This is a genomic window from Bacillus sp. NEAU-CP5 (assembly GCF_026420705.1).
Taxonomy (GTDB): domain Bacteria; phylum Bacillota; class Bacilli; order Bacillales; family Bacillaceae; genus Bacillus; species Bacillus velezensis.
In genome coordinates this window covers 283,540-300,975 of the sequence record NZ_JAPMOV010000004.1, presented here as the reverse complement: position 1 = coordinate 300,975, position 17,436 = coordinate 283,540, and the positions used below count along the sequence as shown (strand labels likewise).

Annotated in this window: 19 protein-coding genes and 1 pseudogene; 5 read left to right on the top strand and 15 right to left on the bottom strand. The window is 46.9% G+C overall.

Going from position 1 to position 17,436, the window contains the following annotated elements:
- Position 1 precedes the first annotated feature (1 nt).
- The 4 genes from OTK50_RS14240 to OTK50_RS14225 form a co-directional block, all read right to left on the bottom strand.
- Complete coding sequence (locus OTK50_RS14240) at positions 2 to 1,003, bottom strand: LLM class flavin-dependent oxidoreductase (RefSeq protein ID WP_020958008.1); 1,002 nt, start codon at positions 1,001 to 1,003, stop codon at positions 2 to 4.
- Between the two features lie 161 nt (positions 1,004 to 1,164).
- Positions 1,165 to 1,914 (bottom strand): oxygen-insensitive NADPH nitroreductase, encoded by a 750-nt coding sequence (gene nfsA, locus OTK50_RS14235; RefSeq protein WP_007407708.1) that lies wholly within the window; start codon positions 1,912 to 1,914, stop codon positions 1,165 to 1,167.
- Between the two features lie 102 nt (positions 1,915 to 2,016).
- The gene (locus OTK50_RS14230) at positions 2,017 to 3,204 is read right to left on the bottom strand and encodes an FtsW/RodA/SpoVE family cell cycle protein (protein WP_020958010.1); all 1,188 of its coding nucleotides are present in this window, start codon (positions 3,202 to 3,204) and stop codon (positions 2,017 to 2,019) included.
- Between the two features lie 201 nt (positions 3,205 to 3,405).
- Complete coding sequence (locus tag OTK50_RS14225) at positions 3,406 to 3,864, bottom strand: GNAT family N-acetyltransferase (RefSeq protein ID WP_266121911.1); 459 nt, start codon at positions 3,862 to 3,864, stop codon at positions 3,406 to 3,408.
- Between the two features lie 292 nt (positions 3,865 to 4,156).
- Between OTK50_RS14225 and ywcE the strand changes: the two genes are divergently transcribed.
- The gene (ywcE, locus tag OTK50_RS14220) at positions 4,157 to 4,417 is read left to right on the top strand and encodes a spore morphogenesis/germination protein YwcE (protein ID WP_003150937.1); all 261 of its coding nucleotides are present in this window, start codon (positions 4,157 to 4,159) and stop codon (positions 4,415 to 4,417) included.
- 43 nt (positions 4,418 to 4,460) lie between these two features.
- Here ywcE and qoxD read toward each other — a convergent pair whose 3' ends face one another.
- Genes qoxD through qoxA form a run of 4 tightly spaced genes read right to left on the bottom strand, consistent with a single transcriptional unit; the run spans position 4,461 to position 8,402 of the window.
- A complete protein-coding gene (gene qoxD, locus OTK50_RS14215) occupies positions 4,461 to 4,829 on the bottom strand; it encodes a cytochrome aa3 quinol oxidase subunit IV (protein ID WP_007614576.1) in 369 nt (122 codons plus the stop codon).
- Position 4,830: 1 nt separating this feature from the next.
- A complete protein-coding gene (gene qoxC, locus OTK50_RS14210; protein ID WP_003150930.1) occupies positions 4,831 to 5,445 on the bottom strand; it encodes a cytochrome aa3 quinol oxidase subunit III in 615 nt (204 codons plus the stop codon).
- Positions 5,446 to 5,459: 14 nt separating this feature from the next.
- Positions 5,460 to 7,409 carry a cytochrome aa3 quinol oxidase subunit I gene (gene qoxB, locus OTK50_RS14205; RefSeq protein WP_012118743.1) on the bottom strand — a complete coding sequence of 650 codons (1,950 nt, stop codon included), beginning with the start codon at positions 7,407 to 7,409 and terminating at the stop codon, positions 5,460 to 5,462.
- Between the two features lie 27 nt (positions 7,410 to 7,436).
- Positions 7,437 to 8,402 (bottom strand): cytochrome aa3 quinol oxidase subunit II, encoded by a 966-nt coding sequence (gene qoxA, locus OTK50_RS14200; RefSeq protein WP_266121921.1) that lies wholly within the window; start codon positions 8,400 to 8,402, stop codon positions 7,437 to 7,439.
- A 503-nt stretch (positions 8,403 to 8,905) separates the two neighbouring features.
- On the opposite strand from qoxA, the gene OTK50_RS14195 reads away from it, so the two are divergent.
- Entirely contained in the window at positions 8,906 to 9,151 is a 246-nt protein-coding gene (locus OTK50_RS14195; protein ID WP_003150926.1) for a GlsB/YeaQ/YmgE family stress response membrane protein, read from the top strand.
- A 16-nt stretch (positions 9,152 to 9,167) separates the two neighbouring features.
- Here OTK50_RS14195 and galT read toward each other — a convergent pair whose 3' ends face one another.
- From galT to OTK50_RS14175, 4 genes are all read right to left on the bottom strand, one after another.
- The gene (gene galT, locus OTK50_RS14190) at positions 9,168 to 10,709 is read right to left on the bottom strand and encodes a UDP-glucose--hexose-1-phosphate uridylyltransferase (protein WP_266121910.1); all 1,542 of its coding nucleotides are present in this window, start codon (positions 10,707 to 10,709) and stop codon (positions 9,168 to 9,170) included.
- Positions 10,699 to 11,883, bottom strand: a complete 1,185-nt coding sequence (locus tag OTK50_RS14185) for a galactokinase (RefSeq protein ID WP_266121909.1) — start codon at positions 11,881 to 11,883, stop codon at positions 10,699 to 10,701. The genes galT and OTK50_RS14185 overlap by 11 nt, the downstream gene beginning before the upstream one ends.
- 51 nt (positions 11,884 to 11,934) lie before the next feature.
- Positions 11,935 to 12,321: a GtrA family protein gene (locus tag OTK50_RS14180; protein ID WP_025649414.1), complete on the bottom strand. Its 387-nt coding sequence runs from the start codon at positions 12,319 to 12,321 to the stop codon at positions 11,935 to 11,937.
- A 79-nt stretch (positions 12,322 to 12,400) separates the two neighbouring features.
- Complete coding sequence (locus OTK50_RS14175) at positions 12,401 to 13,024, bottom strand: TetR/AcrR family transcriptional regulator (RefSeq protein ID WP_007614590.1); 624 nt, start codon at positions 13,022 to 13,024, stop codon at positions 12,401 to 12,403.
- A 335-nt stretch (positions 13,025 to 13,359) separates the two neighbouring features.
- Here OTK50_RS14175 and OTK50_RS14170 point away from each other — a divergent pair, with 335 nt between their 5' ends.
- The 3 genes from OTK50_RS14170 (at position 13,360) to OTK50_RS14160 (ending at position 15,092) form a co-directional block, all read left to right on the top strand.
- Positions 13,360 to 13,521, top strand: coding sequence for an anti-repressor SinI family protein (locus OTK50_RS14170; protein WP_003150917.1), 162 nt, complete (start codon positions 13,360 to 13,362; stop codon positions 13,519 to 13,521).
- A 216-nt stretch (positions 13,522 to 13,737) separates the two neighbouring features.
- The gene (locus OTK50_RS14165; protein ID WP_088461844.1) at positions 13,738 to 14,418 is read left to right on the top strand and encodes a class I SAM-dependent methyltransferase; all 681 of its coding nucleotides are present in this window, start codon (positions 13,738 to 13,740) and stop codon (positions 14,416 to 14,418) included.
- The gene (locus tag OTK50_RS14160) at positions 14,418 to 15,092 is read left to right on the top strand and encodes a glycosyltransferase family protein (RefSeq protein WP_044802421.1); all 675 of its coding nucleotides are present in this window, start codon (positions 14,418 to 14,420) and stop codon (positions 15,090 to 15,092) included. Before OTK50_RS14165 ends, OTK50_RS14160 begins: the two co-directional genes overlap by 1 nt.
- A gap of 20 nt (positions 15,093 to 15,112) precedes the next feature.
- Here the strand turns inward: OTK50_RS14160 and OTK50_RS14155 are convergent, their stop codons facing one another.
- From OTK50_RS14155 to OTK50_RS14145, 3 genes and pseudogenes are all read right to left on the bottom strand, one after another.
- Entirely contained in the window at positions 15,113 to 15,715 is a 603-nt protein-coding gene (locus tag OTK50_RS14155) for a DsbA family oxidoreductase (protein WP_012118748.1), read from the bottom strand.
- Between the two features lie 85 nt (positions 15,716 to 15,800).
- A complete protein-coding gene (gene efeB / locus OTK50_RS14150; protein ID WP_088461845.1) occupies positions 15,801 to 17,057 on the bottom strand; it encodes an iron uptake transporter deferrochelatase/peroxidase subunit in 1,257 nt (418 codons plus the stop codon).
- 18 nt (positions 17,058 to 17,075) lie between these two features.
- Positions 17,076 to 17,395: pseudogene (locus tag OTK50_RS14145) on the bottom strand (Efem/EfeO family lipoprotein); the annotation flags it as partial.
- Positions 17,396 to 17,436: the final 41 nt, after the last annotated feature.

Here is a 17,436-nt window from a genome sequence, read left to right as displayed (position 1 = left end):
ATCATTCGGCAAAAGCTTCACGAAGCAGCCGGTATGACTGAAGTTTATCTTCAAAGTGATGAGTAATGGTCACAGCCATCACTTCTTCCGTTCCGTATGCTTTACTGAGAGCCAGAATCTGTTCTTTCACTTGTTGCTTCGTTCCGATGATCATTCGATTCCGATTATCGGCAATTCGTCTTTGTTCATACGGTGTGTACGTATTGCCGCGGACGGTTTCGTAAGACGGTACGCCGTGAAGCGGAATCCCCTGTTCACCCGCAAGCAGCGTATAATCCATGACGGCCGCGAGTTCCTCCGCTTTCTCCTCCGTGTCCGCGCACAGCACAAACACCGCCACGGCTGTTTTTGGTTCTTTTCCTAATACTGAAGATTTAAATCTGCGCTTATATTGTGCTGTCGTGCTTTCTCCGCCTTCACCATTAATAAAATGGGCAAACATATAGCCTGCTCCCATTTCTGCGCTCAGAAGCGCGCTTTCCCCCGAAGAACCGAGAAGCCAGACTTCCGGCGCAGTCTTAATAAGGGGTGATGCGGTCAGATTCGGAAAACGGTGATTGTCATCAGCTGCATCATGCAAATACATCGCCAGCTCACGAAGCTGCTGCGGATATTGATCAGCGTTACGCTTCCCGCCGTCATTCAGCGCCCATGATGCGATCGGCATTCCGCCCGGCGCTCTCCCTAATCCGAGATCGATTCTGCCCGGCGTCAACCCTTCGAGCACGCGGAAATTCTCCGCCACCTTATATGCGCTGTAATGCGGAAGCATGACACCGCCCGAGCCTACACGAATCTCATTCGTTTTCGCCGCAATATGGCTGATCAGCACTTCAGGGCTTGAACCCGCCAACCGCTCTGAAAAATGATGCTCTGACACCCAAAACCTCTTATATCCAAGCTTTTCCGCCTCCTGCGCCAGTCTTACTGTATTCCGCAGCGCGCTTTCCGCGGAACTCCCTTCTGATACAGGAGATTGATCTAATATGCTTAATGAAATCATCACTGTCACCTCATCAACATCGTACCACTGCTAAGCCGTTTTTTCTTTCTGTATGCTTATAAGCATCCCTGATGATAAACATTTATATACCTTGTTCCATTTTGTCGAAATATGTTACACGTGAAACATAAAAACCTCTCCCGGTCAGGAGAGGTTTTTTCTTAATTCTTTTGAAAACCTTTATCTTTTACATATTGATTTAAATAGGTTCTCGGTTTTTGTTTCATGAACTGCAGGATTTGATCAGACCACGTTTCAACCCGCTTGCCGTTTGTCCGTTTATCATAATAAGCGGAAATGGTTTCATCATATTCCTTCATATAACTGCGGAAGTGTTCTTCATTCGTATCGTACGTGTTTTCATGATATACGGCTTGTTTCGGCAGGCGCGGCTTTTGACCGGACGGATGAGCGGGATGACCGACTACCAAGCCGAACAGCGGCAGCACATGGTCAGGTGTACCAAGCACTTCTGTCACCTGATCAAGTTCATTTCGAATGCCTCCGATATAACAAATGCCAAGTCCCATTGATTCCGCGGCAACACTTACGTTTTGTGCGGCAAGTGCGGCATCAATGACGCTGACCATAAACATTTCTGTATTCTCAAGAAGCTCGGTAATGTTTTCGCCTTTTTCCTCAGCAAGTTTTTTATGGCGGTACAAATCAGCGCAAAACACAAACAAGTGCCCGTTATTTTCGACGTAAGGCTGGTTTCCGGCCAGTGCCGCCAGCTTCCGCTTTTTCTCCTTATCGGTTACGCCGATGATGGAGTAAGCCTGCACGTAACTGGACGTTGACGCCGCCTGGGCGCTTTTCACTAATGTATCTATCTCTTCTGCTGTCAGAAGCTCGTCAGTAAATGATCGGATCGACCGATGATTAAGTATGGTTTCAATGGTATTGTTCATATAAAAGCCTCCTTCTCTCTATATCATATCCGAAAGGGAATCATGTCAAAAGCGAAATGCTCTAAACAAAAAAAGACAGCCCGAAAAACGAGCCGTCTCACATTAAGAATTGAACAGGTAGCTTTTATATTTCGTCAGCTGCACACTTGCGTTATATACGATCCCGAAGCTGATTAATGTAGAAAGCACCGAGCTCCCCCCATAGCTGACAAACAGCAGCGGAATACCGGTAACCGGCATAATGCCGATATTCATCCCGATGTTCTGGAAGGTGTGAATCACGATAAGTGCAGTAAATCCTACGCAAAAAAACGCGCCAAATCGGTTAAACGCATGCAAGCGGTCAATCAGCACCACAAGTCTGTAAATTAAAAAGAAAAACATGACAACCGCAATGGCGCAGCCTAAAAATCCAAAACTTTCACCCAAAATCGCAAAGATAAAGTCGGTCTGTCCCTCAGGTACGTACACCTTCAGATTATGAACGCCGTTTCCGGTAATGCCGCCCGATCCGATCGCCATAACGGCCTGATCCACCTGCCAGCTTTTATCGCTCTCTGCCTGAGTCGTTGCCGCACTGGAGTCAGACATCCACGATGTAATCCGGTTAATTTGATAATCCGCAATGCCGATTGAATTCGCCACATGGGGAAATTCAATCACGAGAACTAAGAAAAGGCCAAGCACAAGTGCGGCCGAACCGCCGATAATGGTGATCAGCTTCCAGTTTACACCCGACATAAACACCATCACCATAACGATAAACAGACAGATCGCACCCGTTCCGGCATCCTGCAAAACGATCATCCCGATCGGAATAACCGTCCATGCCGCAATTTTCAAAAGCAGATTCACATCTTCCCGAAGTGACCTTTGATCCTTCGGGCCCGCCTTCGATATAATGGACGCGACCATCATCATAATTCCTATTTTCGTAAACTCTGAAGGTTGAAGAGTGAAGCTGCCGATTTTAAACCAGCTTTTCGCTCCGTTTTTAATCGGCGCGATGGATTCCGGCGCCACACGCAAAAGGAGCAGCGACAGCACGCCGGCAATCAATACGTACAGACTCAGTTTTTCAAGCTGCTCTAAATCAAAATACATGATACTGACCATGAGACCGGCTCCGATGACATAAAAGACGATCTGTCTTATCCAGGCATCACTTCCGTACTGCCCGAACTGTCCGGCCGCATAAATCGCCGCAACACTAATTATTAAAAACACACCAAATATAAAAATCAAATCCCCCTGATAATAGGGATTTTGCTGTTTCTTATATCGACTCATTCTATCCCGCCTTACATTTTCATCGGAAGTCACTATTGTTTATTATACATGAACACCGTTCAAGAAAACATGATGAGGTTGCTTCCTTTTTATTTTTTACGGTTTGGGGACTACACGACATATGACGTGTCAGAAAAGGAAATGTTTCGGTCATGATGAAACTTTTCCGATAAAAAACCCCTTCTCGTCAGAAAAGGGGTTTCAGCTTATGTTTAACGTCATAAACAAGCTGTTCGGGTCCTCTTTATAATGTGCAAACGGATCACAATATTGAAACCCGGCTTTTTCATACAGGCGTCTGGCGGGGAGAAAAGCCTCCATAGAACCGGTTTCCAAGCTGATCCGCTGATAGCCCCGCCGCCTTGCTTCTTCAAGCATATGGCGGAGGATCCGGTTGGCAACGCCTTTTCTGACATGATGCGGAGAGGTTTTCATTGATTTGATCTCACCGTGCCGGCTGTTTAGCTCCTTTAAGGCACCGCAGCCGAGCAGGATGCCGTTTCCCCTCGCACTCCAAAACGTAACGTCAGGCTGACGCAGCCGGTCCGCATTGAGCGCATGTATACTTTCCGGAGGAGAATGCATGGTCATGCTCTTCAGATGATCCTGCAAAAGCGCAAAGACATCCGGCGCTGTGACATCTTCTTTCCTTACGTCCACTTCAAACCACCCTTGCTGTGCATATTTTCTTTGACCATAGCAAAGGTTCACAGCCTGCGCCATTCCATTGTCCGGAAATGTGACAGGGTATTTGGCCTTTCCGGTTTCTTGTACCTATCCAAAAATGAGGCAATAGTTGCAATACATTTCTCGAAAAAGCGGTATCAAAAATTGGAAAACATGGTATAATAATTGTAACAAAATGTTCAAAAAACGACCACAAAACAGACACATTTCATTCTCTGTATTTCATTTTGGAAACGCTCCCATAAAATGAAAGGAGACATGTAAGATGGACATGTTTTTTGCTTATTTACTGGTCGCGAGCGCAACACCCCTCTTTATCTGGCTGGATAACAAAAAAGTCGCTCTTTCGGCCATACCGCCAATTATTCTCATGTGGGTTTTCTTCTACTTTTACGCAACCAGCAGCCTATCCCCTCTCGGCCACACACTCATGATCATCCTGTTTGCCGTCAACGTCATCGTTGCCCATATCGCCGCCTTTATCATTTACGGCCTTCCGCGCCTGCGCCGGAGAAGAAGCCAATAAAGGCACAAAAAACCCTCTTCGCCTGAACGAAGAGGGTTTCTTTTTATTCCTGATGTTCGGAATGATGCTTCGCACCGCCAGGAGGGTTTCCATCCATATGGTCACCGTGATGGTAGTGCGCCGCAAAGATCCAGATGGAACCAAGGATGATAACAATCGCTCCGAAAAATCCGAAGAGCGTGTTTCCGACTTGAATTCCGCCGTTTTCGCTTTCTGTCATGTGCATGAACATGAGAAGCTGAAGACCGGCTTGGATAAATGCGAATCCGAAAATGATCCAGAGTTTTGCTGATGAGCTTAAATCCGTATATACTGCAACCCAAAGGGCCAGCAGGGTCAGAATAATAGACAACGCAAAACCTACGATATGCTTCCACGGAAAGTGGCTGTGTTCAGCAGATTTGTTTGCCATATTATAGTCCCCCCAATCCGATGAGATAGACGCCTGTAAAGATGAAGATCCAAACAACGTCTAAGAAGTGCCAGTATAAACTTGAGATAAAGATTTTTGAAGACGTCTGCGGCGTTAATCCGCGTTTCTTCAATTGCAGTAAGATGCCGGCAATCCAGAAGATACCGATCGTTACGTGCGTTCCGTGCGTTCCCAGAAGGACGAAGAATCCAGACCAGAAAGCACTTGTACCGAGAGATGCTCCTTCATGTACATAGTGGATGAACTCGTTAAGCTCACATCCGACGAAGCCCGCGCCAAGAAGAAGCGTAATGATCGTCCAAATGACGACGCCTTTTAAACTTCCGCGACGCATTTCATGAACAGCGATCCCGCAGGTGAAACTGCTGATCAGAAGCAGGAATGTCATGATCATGACAAGCTTCACTTCAAATAATTCAGCCGGTAAGACTCCTCCTGCTGTTCTTCTTTGAAGAACGAAGAAGGTTGCAAATAGTGTTGAGAACAACACAATCTCTGCCCCTAAAAAGATCCAAAACCCGAGAATATTGAGTCTGCCGGTTTCAGATTGATATTCCATAGGCGCGTTAGAATTGCCGTGTTCTGCATGTTCCATAAATCACGCCTCCTTTATTCGGAAATCTTTCTTTCCGTCTCTTTTATTTCTTCAACAGGTATATAGTAGCCATTGTCATATTCAAATGAACGAAGCACCATGCAAAGCAGAATGCCGATCAAGCCGACAATGCCCATCCAGAACCATTCAAATACAAGTCCGAAGCCTGCAATACCGAACGCCACTGACATAATAAGCGGTCTTCCGGAGTTGTGCGGCATATGGATTTTCTTGAACTTGCTTTCCGGATGAATATCCGTTTTGTCTTCTTTCAATTGCAGGTACGCATCTTGAGATTTCACTTCAGGAAGCACCGCAAAGTTGTAATGCGGCGGAATCGCAGATGAAGTCGCCCACTCAAGCGTACGTCCCACGCCCCATGAATCTCCGCTGATCTCGCGAGTAGAGTAGCGGAAGCTGTAGTAGATGTTGTAGCAAAGGATTAAGAATCCGACACCCATCATGAAGGCTCCGACAGTTGAAATAAAGTTTAATGCAGTCCATCCGTCATTCGGTCCGTAAGTGTAAATACGGCGAGGCATACCTTGCAGCCCCAAGAAGTATTGAGGGAAGAAACATACATTAAATCCGATCATAAAGATCCAGAAGAACCATTTTCCGATTCTTTCGTTCAGCTTGTGACCGAACATTTTCGGATACCAGAAAATAAATCCTGCGAAACATGCAAATACCGTACCCGCGATCAGCACATAGTGGAAGTGAGATACGAGGAAGTACGTATTATGGTATTGATAATCCGCTGCAGCCATCGCAAGCATAACCCCTGTTACCCCGCCGACAACGAAGTTCGGAATAAACGCGAGCGCCCACAGCATCGGTGTTGTAAAACTGATCCGGCCTTTATACATCGTAAAGAGCCAGTTAAAGATTTTAACCCCGGTCGGAACCGAAATCGCCATCGTTGTAATCGAGAAGAAAGAGTTAACGGACGCACTGTTCCCCATTGTGAAGAAGTGGTGAGTCCATACAAGGAAACTCAGGACGGAAATGGCGATAATTGAGCCGACCATCGCTTTGTAACCGAATAACTGCTTTCTTGCAAACGCTGAAATAATTTCAGAGAAAATACCGAATGCCGGTAAGATAACGATATATACTTCAGGGTGTCCCCAAATCCAGAACAAGTTAGCCCAAAGCATCGGCATACCGCCGGCTTCCAGCGTGAAAAAGTGAGCGCCGAACAAACGGTCAAATGATAACAGCGCCAATGCCACTGTCAAAACAGGGAAGGCGAATACGATAATAACCATTGTAATCAGCGTCGTCCATGTGAACATCGGCATACGCATCAGCGTCATGCCTTTCGTACGCATTTTCAGGATCGTCACCATAAAGTTGATACCCGTCATCAGCGTACCGATACCGGCAATCTGAAGACCGAGCAGGTAGAAGTTCTCACCAGGCCCGGGACTCATGTCGTTGCTTGCCAGCGGCATGTAACTCGTCCAGCCTGCGTTCGGAGAACCTCCGATAACGAAAGAAATATTGAAAAGCATCGCACCTACGAAGAACGTCCAGAAACTCAGGTTGTTCAAGTAAGGGAATGCTACGTCGCGCGCACCGATCTGCAAAGGTACGACAACGTTGATCAGACCGATTAAAAACGGCATCGCCATGAAGATAATCATGATCGTACCGTGAGTCGTAAAGATCTCATTATAGTGGTTTGAGTCTAAAAAACTGTTATTAGGAAGCGCTAACTGGGCGCGCATCATCAAGCCGTCGACCCCGCCGCGGAACAGCATGATAACAGCAGAGATAATGTACATGATTCCAAGTTTCTTATGGTCTACAGACGTCAGCCATTCAGACCAGAGCCATTTCCACTTTTTGAAGTATGTGAGTACAACGATGATAGCGATAGTGGAAAGCGCAATGGAAACTTGTGCGCCCAGAATTAATGGGTCACCTGTTACAAAAAATTCATCCCATCTCAATTTCATTCGGGCTTCCTCCTTTCTTGTTCAATTTCAATCTTGTTTATCGTCGGATACTTTAAATTCGTTTTTCTTTACATTTTCCCACGCATCTGTTTTAGAGTGCGGTGATACGGCTTTGTAGCCAAGGCGTTTTCGCGCCTCCATCGCATATTCGGCATCTTGGCCGTGGTCAACGTATTTTAAGTGTGTAGAAGAGAACGTTAATTTACCGACATTCTCCGGAAGCATCAGTTCGTCATACTTCTCTTTCGTCAGCTTTGGAGAATCGCTTTGGGCTTTTTTCACCCAGCTGTTAAAGTCTTTTTGCGTAACAGCTTTTACGTTGAATTTCTGGTCGGCAAAGTGTTCGCCGGTGAAGTTCGCGTTGCGGCCTTCATATGTTCCCACTTTGTCAGCCTGTAAGTATTGATCCATCAGCATTCCCGCCATCGCGTATTTTTGTCCCCCAAGCTGAGGAATCCATAGCGATGCCATTGAATCGGCTGAAGAAATTTTAAATAAAACCGGACGGTCTACAGGAATGTTCAGGTAGTTAACCGTCTCAATATCCTGCTCAGGGTAGCTGAATACCCATTTCCAGTCTACCGAAGTAGCATAAACAACAAGAGGCTCTTTATCCTTTGTCGCTTCAGGCGCTTTTTCTAACGAATATATCGTCTGTACGGTAGGCACAGAAAGTGCAATAACAATTAAAATTGGGATCACTGTCCAGACTACTTCTAAGAACGTGTTGCCGTGCATCTCGGGCTTGTAATTTCCGCTGTCTTTGCCTTTGCGGTCGCGGTATTTCACTAAAATGATTGTAAATAGTACGAAAACGACGCCGACAATGAACAGCATAAATCCGATTGACAAGAGAATCAGATCTTTCTGCTGGTCTGCTACAGGTCCTTTCGGATCTAAAACGGAAATGTCGCTGCATCCGCCCAGTACGAAAACAACAGCCAACATCGCTAATAAAAGTAACGGTTTAAATGCTCTGAACAAGAAGATCACCATCCTTCCTATTGATGTAGTGAATCTGAAATGTACTTTCTCAAAATCTTTTCTCTATCTACCTTGTTATGCTATCAAAATCTGCCCTTATTAGCTTTATTTTTTTCTAAAGTTCATCTTTTTTTCGACCTAATGTCACAAAATCGTCAAAAAATGCATGAACTTTTTCCACTTGCGCAAATCAAACATAAAAAGTTTTAGATCATTTAGCATATATAGAGAAAAAAGATAGTGAGAACGAATAATACCAAATAAAGGTTTACCATAATAAAAAACGCTGGTCAACAAAAAGTTTCATTTTGTTAAACATTCTACAAAAGAAATATTTTTTCCTTTGCTCACACCTTTTCACACGGTTTCCATTTTAACGCAACGCATTGTGAAAAAAAAGACCGGAACGCGCCTTGATATGTTCATTATAAAAAACGCATTCATATGTTTAATATGGACAAAACGAAGGTAACATATAGGCATAAATAAATAAAAAATAGGAAGTGATATTTATGGGTTTTATCGTATCTCTGATTGTCGCTATTATTATCGGCTGGATCGGAAGTTTATTTGTAAAAGGCAGTATGCCCGGAGGAATCATCGGGTCAATGATCGCTGGTCTGATCGGCGCATGGATCGGGCACGGACTGCTCGGCACATGGGGTCCTCACCTTGCCGGCTTTGCCATCATTCCGGCAATCATCGGAGCTGCGATCGTGGTATTCTTATTCAGCCTGATCGCCAGAAGCAGAGGATAAAAAAAAGCCTCGTCCCTTATGGGATGAGGCTTTTTTCCGGTAGAGCGCCCAAATGGCGGATAAACCGCCGGAAAGCCGCTCTGCCTTCTTCTGTCTGTTTAAAGACGCCGGCATGCTCCAGTATCCGCGCAAAGGCATGGCCGATTTCCTCTTTCAGAATCTGTTCCGCGTTTTCTTTCGTTATCTTCCGCTTATGCAGCACACTGAGCGCCCAATCTTTATGCGCTGCCGCAGAAGGGTCTGCCGTTAAGACCGCTTCCGGATTCGGTGAGCACAGCGCTTCAGCCGTGTATTTCATTTCTTGTTCAAGGCGGCCCGGCAGAATCGCAAGCCCCATTACCTCAATCAGTCCGATATTTTCTTTTTTCAGGTGATGAACTTCCTGATGGGGATGAAAAATTCCGAGCGGATGCTCATCAGAGGTGCGGTTATTTCTGAGGACGAGATCTAATTCGAATAAACCGTTTCTCCGCCGGGCAATCGGCGTAATTGTATTGTGCGGTGTTTCTCCTGAATAGGCGAGGAGATCAGCCGCCTCATCGGAATAACCGCGCCATGCCCGCAGGATGGCATCCGCCACGCCGGAAAGCTCAGACGCGCTCTCGCTTTGCAGGCGGATGACCGACATCGGCCACTTCACAATTCCCAACACCGTTTTCGGATAGTCAGGCAGCCTGTACCGGCTTTCTGTCTCCGCCCGCGCCATCGGGAATTCATAATTGCCCCCCTGAAAATGGTCGTGGCTTAAAATACTGCCGCCGACAATCGGCAGATCAGCATTGGAACCGAGAAAATAGTGAGGATACTGGCTGACGAACGACAGCAGCCGGTCAAACGTTTTTTTACTGATCTTCATCGGTTCGTGCCGGTCTTTCAAAACGATGCAATGCTCCCGGTAATACACATACGGAGAAAATTGCAGAAACCACTGCTCATCGCCGAGAATCACCGGAATGACACGAAGGTTTTGACGCGCCGGGTGATCCGGCCTCCCCTCGTACCCGACATTTTCTTTACAAAGAACACATCTCGGATAATCGGATTGAGGCTGCTCTTTGGCAGCGGCAATTGCTTTCGGATCTTTTTCCGGTTTTGAAAGGTTGATCGTGATGTCCAGCTTTCCGTAAGCCGTCTCAGCCGTCCACCCGACATTCCGCTGTATTCTGTCCGAACGGATATAATACACATCCTCTGAAAACCGGTAAAACGCCTTTGTCGCCTGCTCCGGCCCGTGCACCGCCTTTGTTTCTTCAAAACGACGGACAATCTCGGACGGCTGCGGGGCAAAGCAGCCCATGATCTTCGCGCTCAGCAGGTCGCGATAGGTATCTGTATCGGCTGCAATCCGGCCCGTTTCTGCCGCCCATTCATAAATCGGGGCCAATATGTCCGGCAATGATGCCGCCGATTCATTTTCTTTCTGTTCTGAAACTTCCGGATGGGTGATATGCAAAGCTTCATATAAACGGTTTCTTGTATATTCAATATCAAGATAGGAAATCAGCTCTTTTTGCAATCCGTACCGGATTAAACGTTCCACATGCCGCTCAATTGCCATCGTCATCCCCCTTTAGTTCTCTCGCTCCGGCTCCGACATCCGCCGTGTAAAAGTCAGCTTTTCTCCCTGTCTTTTCCTCATAGCGGGCCCCTGCCGTTTCAATAAAATCCGAAACCGCATCGTCCTTGACGATACTGACAGTACAGCCGCCGAAACCGGCTCCCGTCATCCTTGATCCGATCACCCCGCCGTGGCGCCAGGCCGCTTCAGCCAGTGTATCCAGCTCATGACTCGTCACCTCGTAGTCATCGCGTAAAGAGAGGTGAGAATCCCTCATTAATTCACCGATATGATGAAGCTGATTGTTACTGAACATGTCGGCTGCCTCTATTGTGCGGTGATTTTCATAGACGGCGTGTTTCGCCCGGCGTCTGTTCACTTCATTCTGAATCAGCTCCGCATGAGCGTCAAAAGCGGAAGGGGTCAGCTCTCCCAGTGATTGAACGGAAAGATGCTTCTGAAGATCACAAAGCGCTCCCCCGCACTCCTTGAGCCTCGTATTATAGCCTGAGTCTGCAAGCGTTCGTTTTTTATTGGTATTTGCAATAACGATCGACAGCCCCGACAGCCCGAGTTTTGTATATTCAAAGCTGAGCGTCCCGCAATTCAGCAGAATCGCATGATGTTTCTTTCCCATTCCGATGGCGAATTGATCCATTATTCCGCAGCTGACGCCGATAAAGGAATTTTCCGCCGTCTGAGCGAGCTTCACCAAGTCGAGCATATCCGCCTCAAGCTCATGGCATTCCTTGAGAATGACCGCCGTAACAAGTTCAATCGAAGCCGAAGATGACAGCCCCGCTCCGTTCGGGATATTTCCCCAGAACACAATATCGAAGCCGTGCGGAAGGGAAAAACCGCTGCCGAGACATTCCGCCATGACCCCTTTCGGATAGTTGGCCCACCCGTCCTCTTTTTGATAACGGATATCATCGAGACTGCATTCCTTTATGCCCGCTTCCTTAAATTGATGAGAGTACATTCTGACGAGCCTGTCCCCTCTCTCCCGGACGGCTGCATATGTACCGATCGTCAGCGCGCACGGAAAGACGTGGCCCCCGTTATAATCCGTATGCTCTCCGATGAGATTCACTCTGCCGGGCGCAAAGAAAATGCGCAGGTCCTCCGATTCACCGAATACATCAGCAAACGCTTTCTTTATTTTGTGCTTCATACGCATCCCCTTTCACCATTACACTTTCCCCCGGGGCGCGGAAAGAAACCGTTATGACACGCCCTCTTCTTTCGCTTTTCTGAAGACAATCCACTTGCTGGCCGCATAGTTGACGACTACGATAATGACGTTATCGGCGATTTTCGCCAACGTTTCGTTCATATGAAATTGACTGACCAGAAGAATCATCATGGCGAGATCGATGGCGAGAGACAATACCCGCACGCTGAAAAAGGCCGTCAATTCTTTCATCAGACTCCGCATCCCCGCGGTCTTTTGCTGAAATACATACAGTTTATTCGTGACATATGCAAATAGAACGGACAGAACCCAAGCAGCGACGGTCGCCGCCTTGTAATCCATCTCAAAGGCCGACGTCAGAATGTAAAAACTGACGATATTCACGATGGTCGTGAATATCCCCATAATGATATACATCATAATTTCTCTGTAGCGCATGGCAGTTCCTCGCTTTCTGAAAGACTTTTCTAAACCTTTTGTCAAATCAAGAAGAACGTTACCCCGATTTTCTGCCGCTGACAAAAACATAGAGCGCGTCAAACATGCTGCGGAAAGTAACCGGCCTTCCCAGCACATTGGATTGCTTAATCATCCCGTCGATGAGCGCGCACATCATGTTAGCGGTATGCTCGGTATCTATATGGTCTTCTATTAAATTTCTCGATTTAAGCCAATTTATGTACATGGTGCTTTCTTCTATCCATAACTTATAAAGACGGATATAAGCTTCATATTCACTGACAACTTTGTAAGTAGGCATATGAACGGCAAAAGACACAACATTCCAGGCAGGCTTGCTGTTTACAAACCGCATCAACAGGCTGGCCGCGCTTGCCGCAGCTTCACAAAGCGTCAACGGCCGTGCTGTTTGCTTTTCTAATTCGTCGAGATAGCCAGTGATGATTCTTTTTTTAATCTGACGCCTGTCTAACAAATGCTTCAGAAAATCTTCCTTGCTTTCAAAATGAACGTAAAACGCGCCTTTGCTGAAACCCGCCGCTTTACTGATGTCATCGATTGAGACTGAATCGTAAGCTCTTTCAATCAGGAGATGAAGGCCTGCGTCAATAAAACTTTCAAATGTTTCTTCTCTCTTAATTTGAAATTTGTTTTTTTTCATTTTTTACCCCAGCTGTTTGATCATTCACTTTATCTTACACCGAATCATTCTTTTGCGGTATTTTTTATGCAAAAAGAATATGCTAGTCGACGCTTTGAGGGTAAATATTAATAGGTCATATGATTTATTTTTATTTGCATACTATCCAGTCAGTATTTATTTGTTTATTATTATACGTAAGAATTCTTGAAGGATTTTGGTTATTTCAGTCATTTTCTTAGGGAATAGGTAGGTGAATTCATCTTCAATTTGGGATTACCGGCCAACTATGTGTGATATTTGTTATACATTGGCTGCTGTAGCTGGGCAAATCAATTTTTCAATTGGAGGTTCTTATGAAAACTCATGTAATGAAAGATATAGATCAAGATTGGCAATTGTTAATTCAAGAGGCTAGAATCATGGGTTTGCACATTGACGATGTGAGGCGCTTCTTAAATACTGAAAAAGCGGTGAAGAAAAAAACACCAATGAAAAACACCATCCGCCAGCGGTAAGATTACAGGCGGATCCTTTTACTATATGACCTGCCACAGTCCGCCCGCACCCGAGTTTTCAAAGGAACATCCGCAATAAGAGGGGAATCAGAGAACAAACCGTATACCGGACAACCATTCCCGTCCGCATTCCGCAATTGAACAGCCAAACATGGTGATATGAGATCCCCCCGCTGCATATCTTGTGTATATGCCCATTTATGAGGTGATACACAGATGGATACGAATCCCTATTATGATGAAAAACAACAGAACTACTACGAAGGCCTGAATCCTTATTTATTGAACAAAATAGACGAAAACTGGCGGACAGTGCTTGATGTCGGCTGCGGCACAGGCAATTTAGGAGCGGCGATCGAACACCGCGGAATAACGGTTTACGGCATTGAAGCGTATCCCGAAGCCGCAAAAAAGGCGGAAAGCAAATTGAGCCACGTGCTTTGCGGCGACATTGAATCCGCCATTCTTCCGTACGAATCAGAACAATTCGACTGCATGCTGTTCGGAGACGTTCTTGAGCATCTTATCGACCCGTGGTCCGTGCTGAAAAAGCTTCGCCCGTATGTAAAAAAAGACGGCACGGTGCTTGCATGCATACCGAATGTCGGCCACATCTCAGTGGTGCTGGAGCTTTTAGCCGGCAAATGGACTTACAGGGACGCCGGATTAATGGATCAGACCCACCTGCGTTTTTTTACCCGTGAAGAGACGCTTTCATTATTTAAAGCCGCCGGCTATGAGGTGAAACGCATTGAGGCGATCCGCGTTGATCACCCCTCTTATCACAAAGCCATCGCATCATTGCACGAAGTATGCGTACAGCTTGGCATAAGGCATGACTTTATGACAGAAGCATCGGCGTATCAATATGTGATTGAGGCCGAGAGGAGCATGTAATGGATTCACATTCATTTCTGTTTGTCGTCTGTGTGAATGACGAGTCGCTGTACTCCCGGTGCAAAAGCCATATCATGCAGCTTACCGTCCCCCCTTCATACTCCGTTGATATCATGCCGATATACGATTCAGCAAGCATGGCCTCGTCCTACAACAAAGCGCTGAGACACCCCTCCAAATATAAAATTTATCTGCATCAGGATACCTTTATCATTCATCAGCATTTCCTTCATGACATGCTTCATATCTTTCAATCTCATCAGGAGCTCGGCCTTCTCGGTGTCGCCGGCTGCAAAACCCTGCCGCCGAACGGCATTTGGTGGGAAAGCGGAGAGCGGATGGGAAAAGTGATTGAATACCGGGGGAATGCTTATCACCCGCTGGTCTTTGAGCACGGTGATGAAGACGGCCTGTTTACGCCCGCTGACGCCATTGACGGCTTGTTAATGGCGGCTCAATATGACGTGGAGTGGCGGGAGGATTTGTTTCGCGGCTTTCATTTTTACGACACATCACAGTCGCTTGAATTTCAAAAACACGGCTATCAAGTCGGCGTCGCCTGCCAAAAAGACCCTTGGTGCCTTCATTTTTGCGGCGACTCATTTGACGCCGCGGCTTATGAAGCTGACAGACAAACATTTGTCAAACACTATATGGCAAAGCCCTCTCGCTGATCGAGAGGGCTTTTTACGGGTTAACGTTTATTCAGTTCCCGCTCAATGATTTGTTCAAAGGTTTCCTTCCCCGCCGCGCCAGGGATTCTCTCATCGCCGATGATAAACGTCGGCACTGCCGTAATGCCGGCTTCCTCATAAGCATGGCGGAGCGCTTCCCGCTGTACGTGTCTGTACGCTCTTGTCTCAAGCGCCTCTTTGAAGGCAGCGCCGTCAAGTCCGGCTTCTTCCGCAAGCTTTGTCAGCACGCCAACGTCACCGATATTTTGTTCTTCCTGAAAGAACGCCTGAAAAACGCGTGTATGGTATTCGCTTCCTTTCCCATGTTCCTTTGCGAAATGAAAGCCTTCAAATGCCAAATCCGTGTAAGGATGCGGTGACACGCGGGGGAACGTGATTTCAACGCCTAAAGACTGCGCCATCGGCTCAATGGAGTTTTTCCACATCTGCCGCTTGGCGGGATCATTCACCGGATCAAGTTTCGGCGAGGGGCTCGGACGCAATTCAAACGGCATCCATTCCACCTGTACGTCCTTGTCCTTGATTGCTTCTTCAAACGCCGCTTTGCCGACAAAGCAAAACGGACATACATAATCAGAATATACTTTAATCTGCAGTGTCATTGTAAGTCTCCTTTCCTTTTCATTTTAAGTTGTAACATATATAGTTACAAGTGTTTTTTTAAAAACACCCTCCATATGGAAGGTGTCACGATTCCAGCAGCCTTTGGGCGATATATTCTCCTTTTTTACAGCCGCCGGGACAGGCGAATAAGGAAGAGCCGATCGTTTGTGTGTATTCATTCAGCGCATCCTTTTCCGCCAAAGCCTTCAGCATCGGGATAAATTGGCGGTCCGGGTCTTTTTGAAAACAGATAAACAGCAGGCCTGCGTCAACATAGCCCGTCTTCGGATCAATTCCGTCCGTATAGGAAAATGCCCGGCGCAGAATCTGTCTGCCGGTTGATTTTGCCACGCTGACATGCGAGTCGGCGGGAATTTGATTCAGCTTCACGGGATCGGTTTCCTTTTTTTGTCCGAAAGGCGCGCCCGAGCTTTTCACCCGCCCGAACGTGTCCTCTTGTTCCTTCAAGGATGAACGGTCCCATATATCTAAAAACATCTTAATTTTCCTAAACGCCATGTACGTGCCGCCCGTCATCCAGTCCGGCTCACCTGATTGAACCCAAACGATCGAATTCATCAGGTTTTCATCCTTTGTGCTTTGGTTGCCGGTGCCGTCTTTGAATCCGAAGAGGTTGCGCGGCGTTTCCCCGTTTTTCCCGCCGCTTAAGAAACCTTTATTGAGAAAGCGGACTTCGCACACGCCTGCTGCCTGTTTCATCAGGTTGCGCACCGCGTGAAACGCCGTTTGTTCATTATCCGCGCAGACCTGTATGACGATATCACCGCCGCCTTGTTTCTTATCGAGCTTGTCGTTAGGCATCGGCGGAATATCGGCGAGGTGCTTCGGTTTTTTATCTTTCAGTCCGAAGCGGTCCTTCCCGTCTTTCTCGAAAAACCCGGGGCCGAAGCCGAAGGTAACGGTCAAATTCGCCGGGGCCAGATCCTGCGACTCCCCGGTATCCTGCGGAGGTATATATTTATTTTTCTGTTCGCCCGACGGGACGGCGCCTGAAGTCAGCAGCTGCGTCAGGCTTGTCCATTGTTTGAAAAGGGAGATGACATCGGCTTTGTCGCTTGACATGATATCAAGCGCTGCAAAATACACATACGTCTGATGCGCCGTTGTGATTCCTGCTTGGTGCTTTCCGTAAAAAGGAACGATTTGATCACGATCACGTTTTTCATCATTCTTCTTTGAAGCGGTGGCCGCCGGTTTGAAGAGCGGCGCGAGTCCTCCGAGGCCGCTCGCTCCGACAGCGACGGCGGCGCCAGCGACGGCGCCCCACTTCAGGACATCCCGTCTGTGGATCTGTTTTTCCTTGTTTTGTTCATCGCTCATGCTGCGTCTTAACTCCTTTTAAAGCACATCGCCAATCTTCGACATGGTTTCAGAAAGGGCCGTCAGCTTCGTGCTTATCTCCCTGATTTGATCTGTACTTAATGTATCACAAGACGTATACGATTGATCGCACGTTTTGTATTTCGACATCAAAACCTCAAATTCGCTGAATTCCGCATCAAGTTTTTCCGTGACCTCGAAATGATCTCTCACTGCGCGCTTTTCACTGGTTCATAGAGGGCTTTTAAGCCTTCAGCGCCGGCGGTGATTGGTTCAGGCATCACTTTGAGCAAAGCGATAGAGCCGTCAAACACTTCGGTCGATATTGCAAGCTGATTGCCCTGTTCTTGACATACGGCTTATATTCTCCAAGTCCGTC

What these genes read in the sequence shown, in the direction of transcription:
- OTK50_RS14195 (WP_003150926.1), top strand. Translation starts at nt 8,906, where the DNA reads ATGGGTTTTATCGTATCTCTGATTGTCGCTATTATTATCGGCTGGATC.
- nfsA (WP_007407708.1), bottom strand. Translation starts at nt 1,914, where the DNA reads ATGAACAATACCATTGAAACCATACTTAATCATCGGTCGATCCGATCA.
- galT (WP_266121910.1), bottom strand. Translation starts at nt 10,709, where the DNA reads ATGGCAATTGAGCGGCATGTGGAACGTTTAATCCGGTACGGATTGCAA.
- OTK50_RS14230 (WP_020958010.1), bottom strand. Translation starts at nt 3,204, where the DNA reads ATGAGTCGATATAAGAAACAGCAAAATCCCTATTATCAGGGGGATTTG.
- ywcE (WP_003150937.1), top strand. Translation starts at nt 4,157, where the DNA reads ATGGACATGTTTTTTGCTTATTTACTGGTCGCGAGCGCAACACCCCTC.
- OTK50_RS14185 (WP_266121909.1), bottom strand. Translation starts at nt 11,883, where the DNA reads ATGAAGCACAAAATAAAGAAAGCGTTTGCTGATGTATTCGGTGAATCG.
- qoxB (WP_012118743.1), bottom strand. Translation starts at nt 7,409, where the DNA reads ATGAAATTGAGATGGGATGAATTTTTTGTAACAGGTGACCCATTAATT.
- OTK50_RS14165 (WP_088461844.1), top strand. Translation starts at nt 13,738, where the DNA reads ATGGATACGAATCCCTATTATGATGAAAAACAACAGAACTACTACGAA.
- OTK50_RS14180 (WP_025649414.1), bottom strand. Translation starts at nt 12,321, where the DNA reads ATGTATATCATTATGGGGATATTCACGACCATCGTGAATATCGTCAGT.
- OTK50_RS14160 (WP_044802421.1), top strand. Translation starts at nt 14,418, where the DNA reads ATGGATTCACATTCATTTCTGTTTGTCGTCTGTGTGAATGACGAGTCG.
- OTK50_RS14240 (WP_020958008.1), bottom strand. Translation starts at nt 1,003, where the DNA reads ATGATTTCATTAAGCATATTAGATCAATCTCCTGTATCAGAAGGGAGT.
- qoxC (WP_003150930.1), bottom strand. Translation starts at nt 5,445, where the DNA reads ATGGAACATGCAGAACACGGCAATTCTAACGCGCCTATGGAATATCAA.
- qoxD (WP_007614576.1), bottom strand. Translation starts at nt 4,829, where the DNA reads ATGGCAAACAAATCTGCTGAACACAGCCACTTTCCGTGGAAGCATATC.
- OTK50_RS14170 (WP_003150917.1), top strand. Translation starts at nt 13,360, where the DNA reads ATGAAAACTCATGTAATGAAAGATATAGATCAAGATTGGCAATTGTTA.
- OTK50_RS14155 (WP_012118748.1), bottom strand. Translation starts at nt 15,715, where the DNA reads ATGACACTGCAGATTAAAGTATATTCTGATTATGTATGTCCGTTTTGC.
- efeB (WP_088461845.1), bottom strand. Translation starts at nt 17,057, where the DNA reads ATGAGCGATGAACAAAACAAGGAAAAACAGATCCACAGACGGGATGTC.
- OTK50_RS14175 (WP_007614590.1), bottom strand. Translation starts at nt 13,024, where the DNA reads ATGAAAAAAAACAAATTTCAAATTAAGAGAGAAGAAACATTTGAAAGT.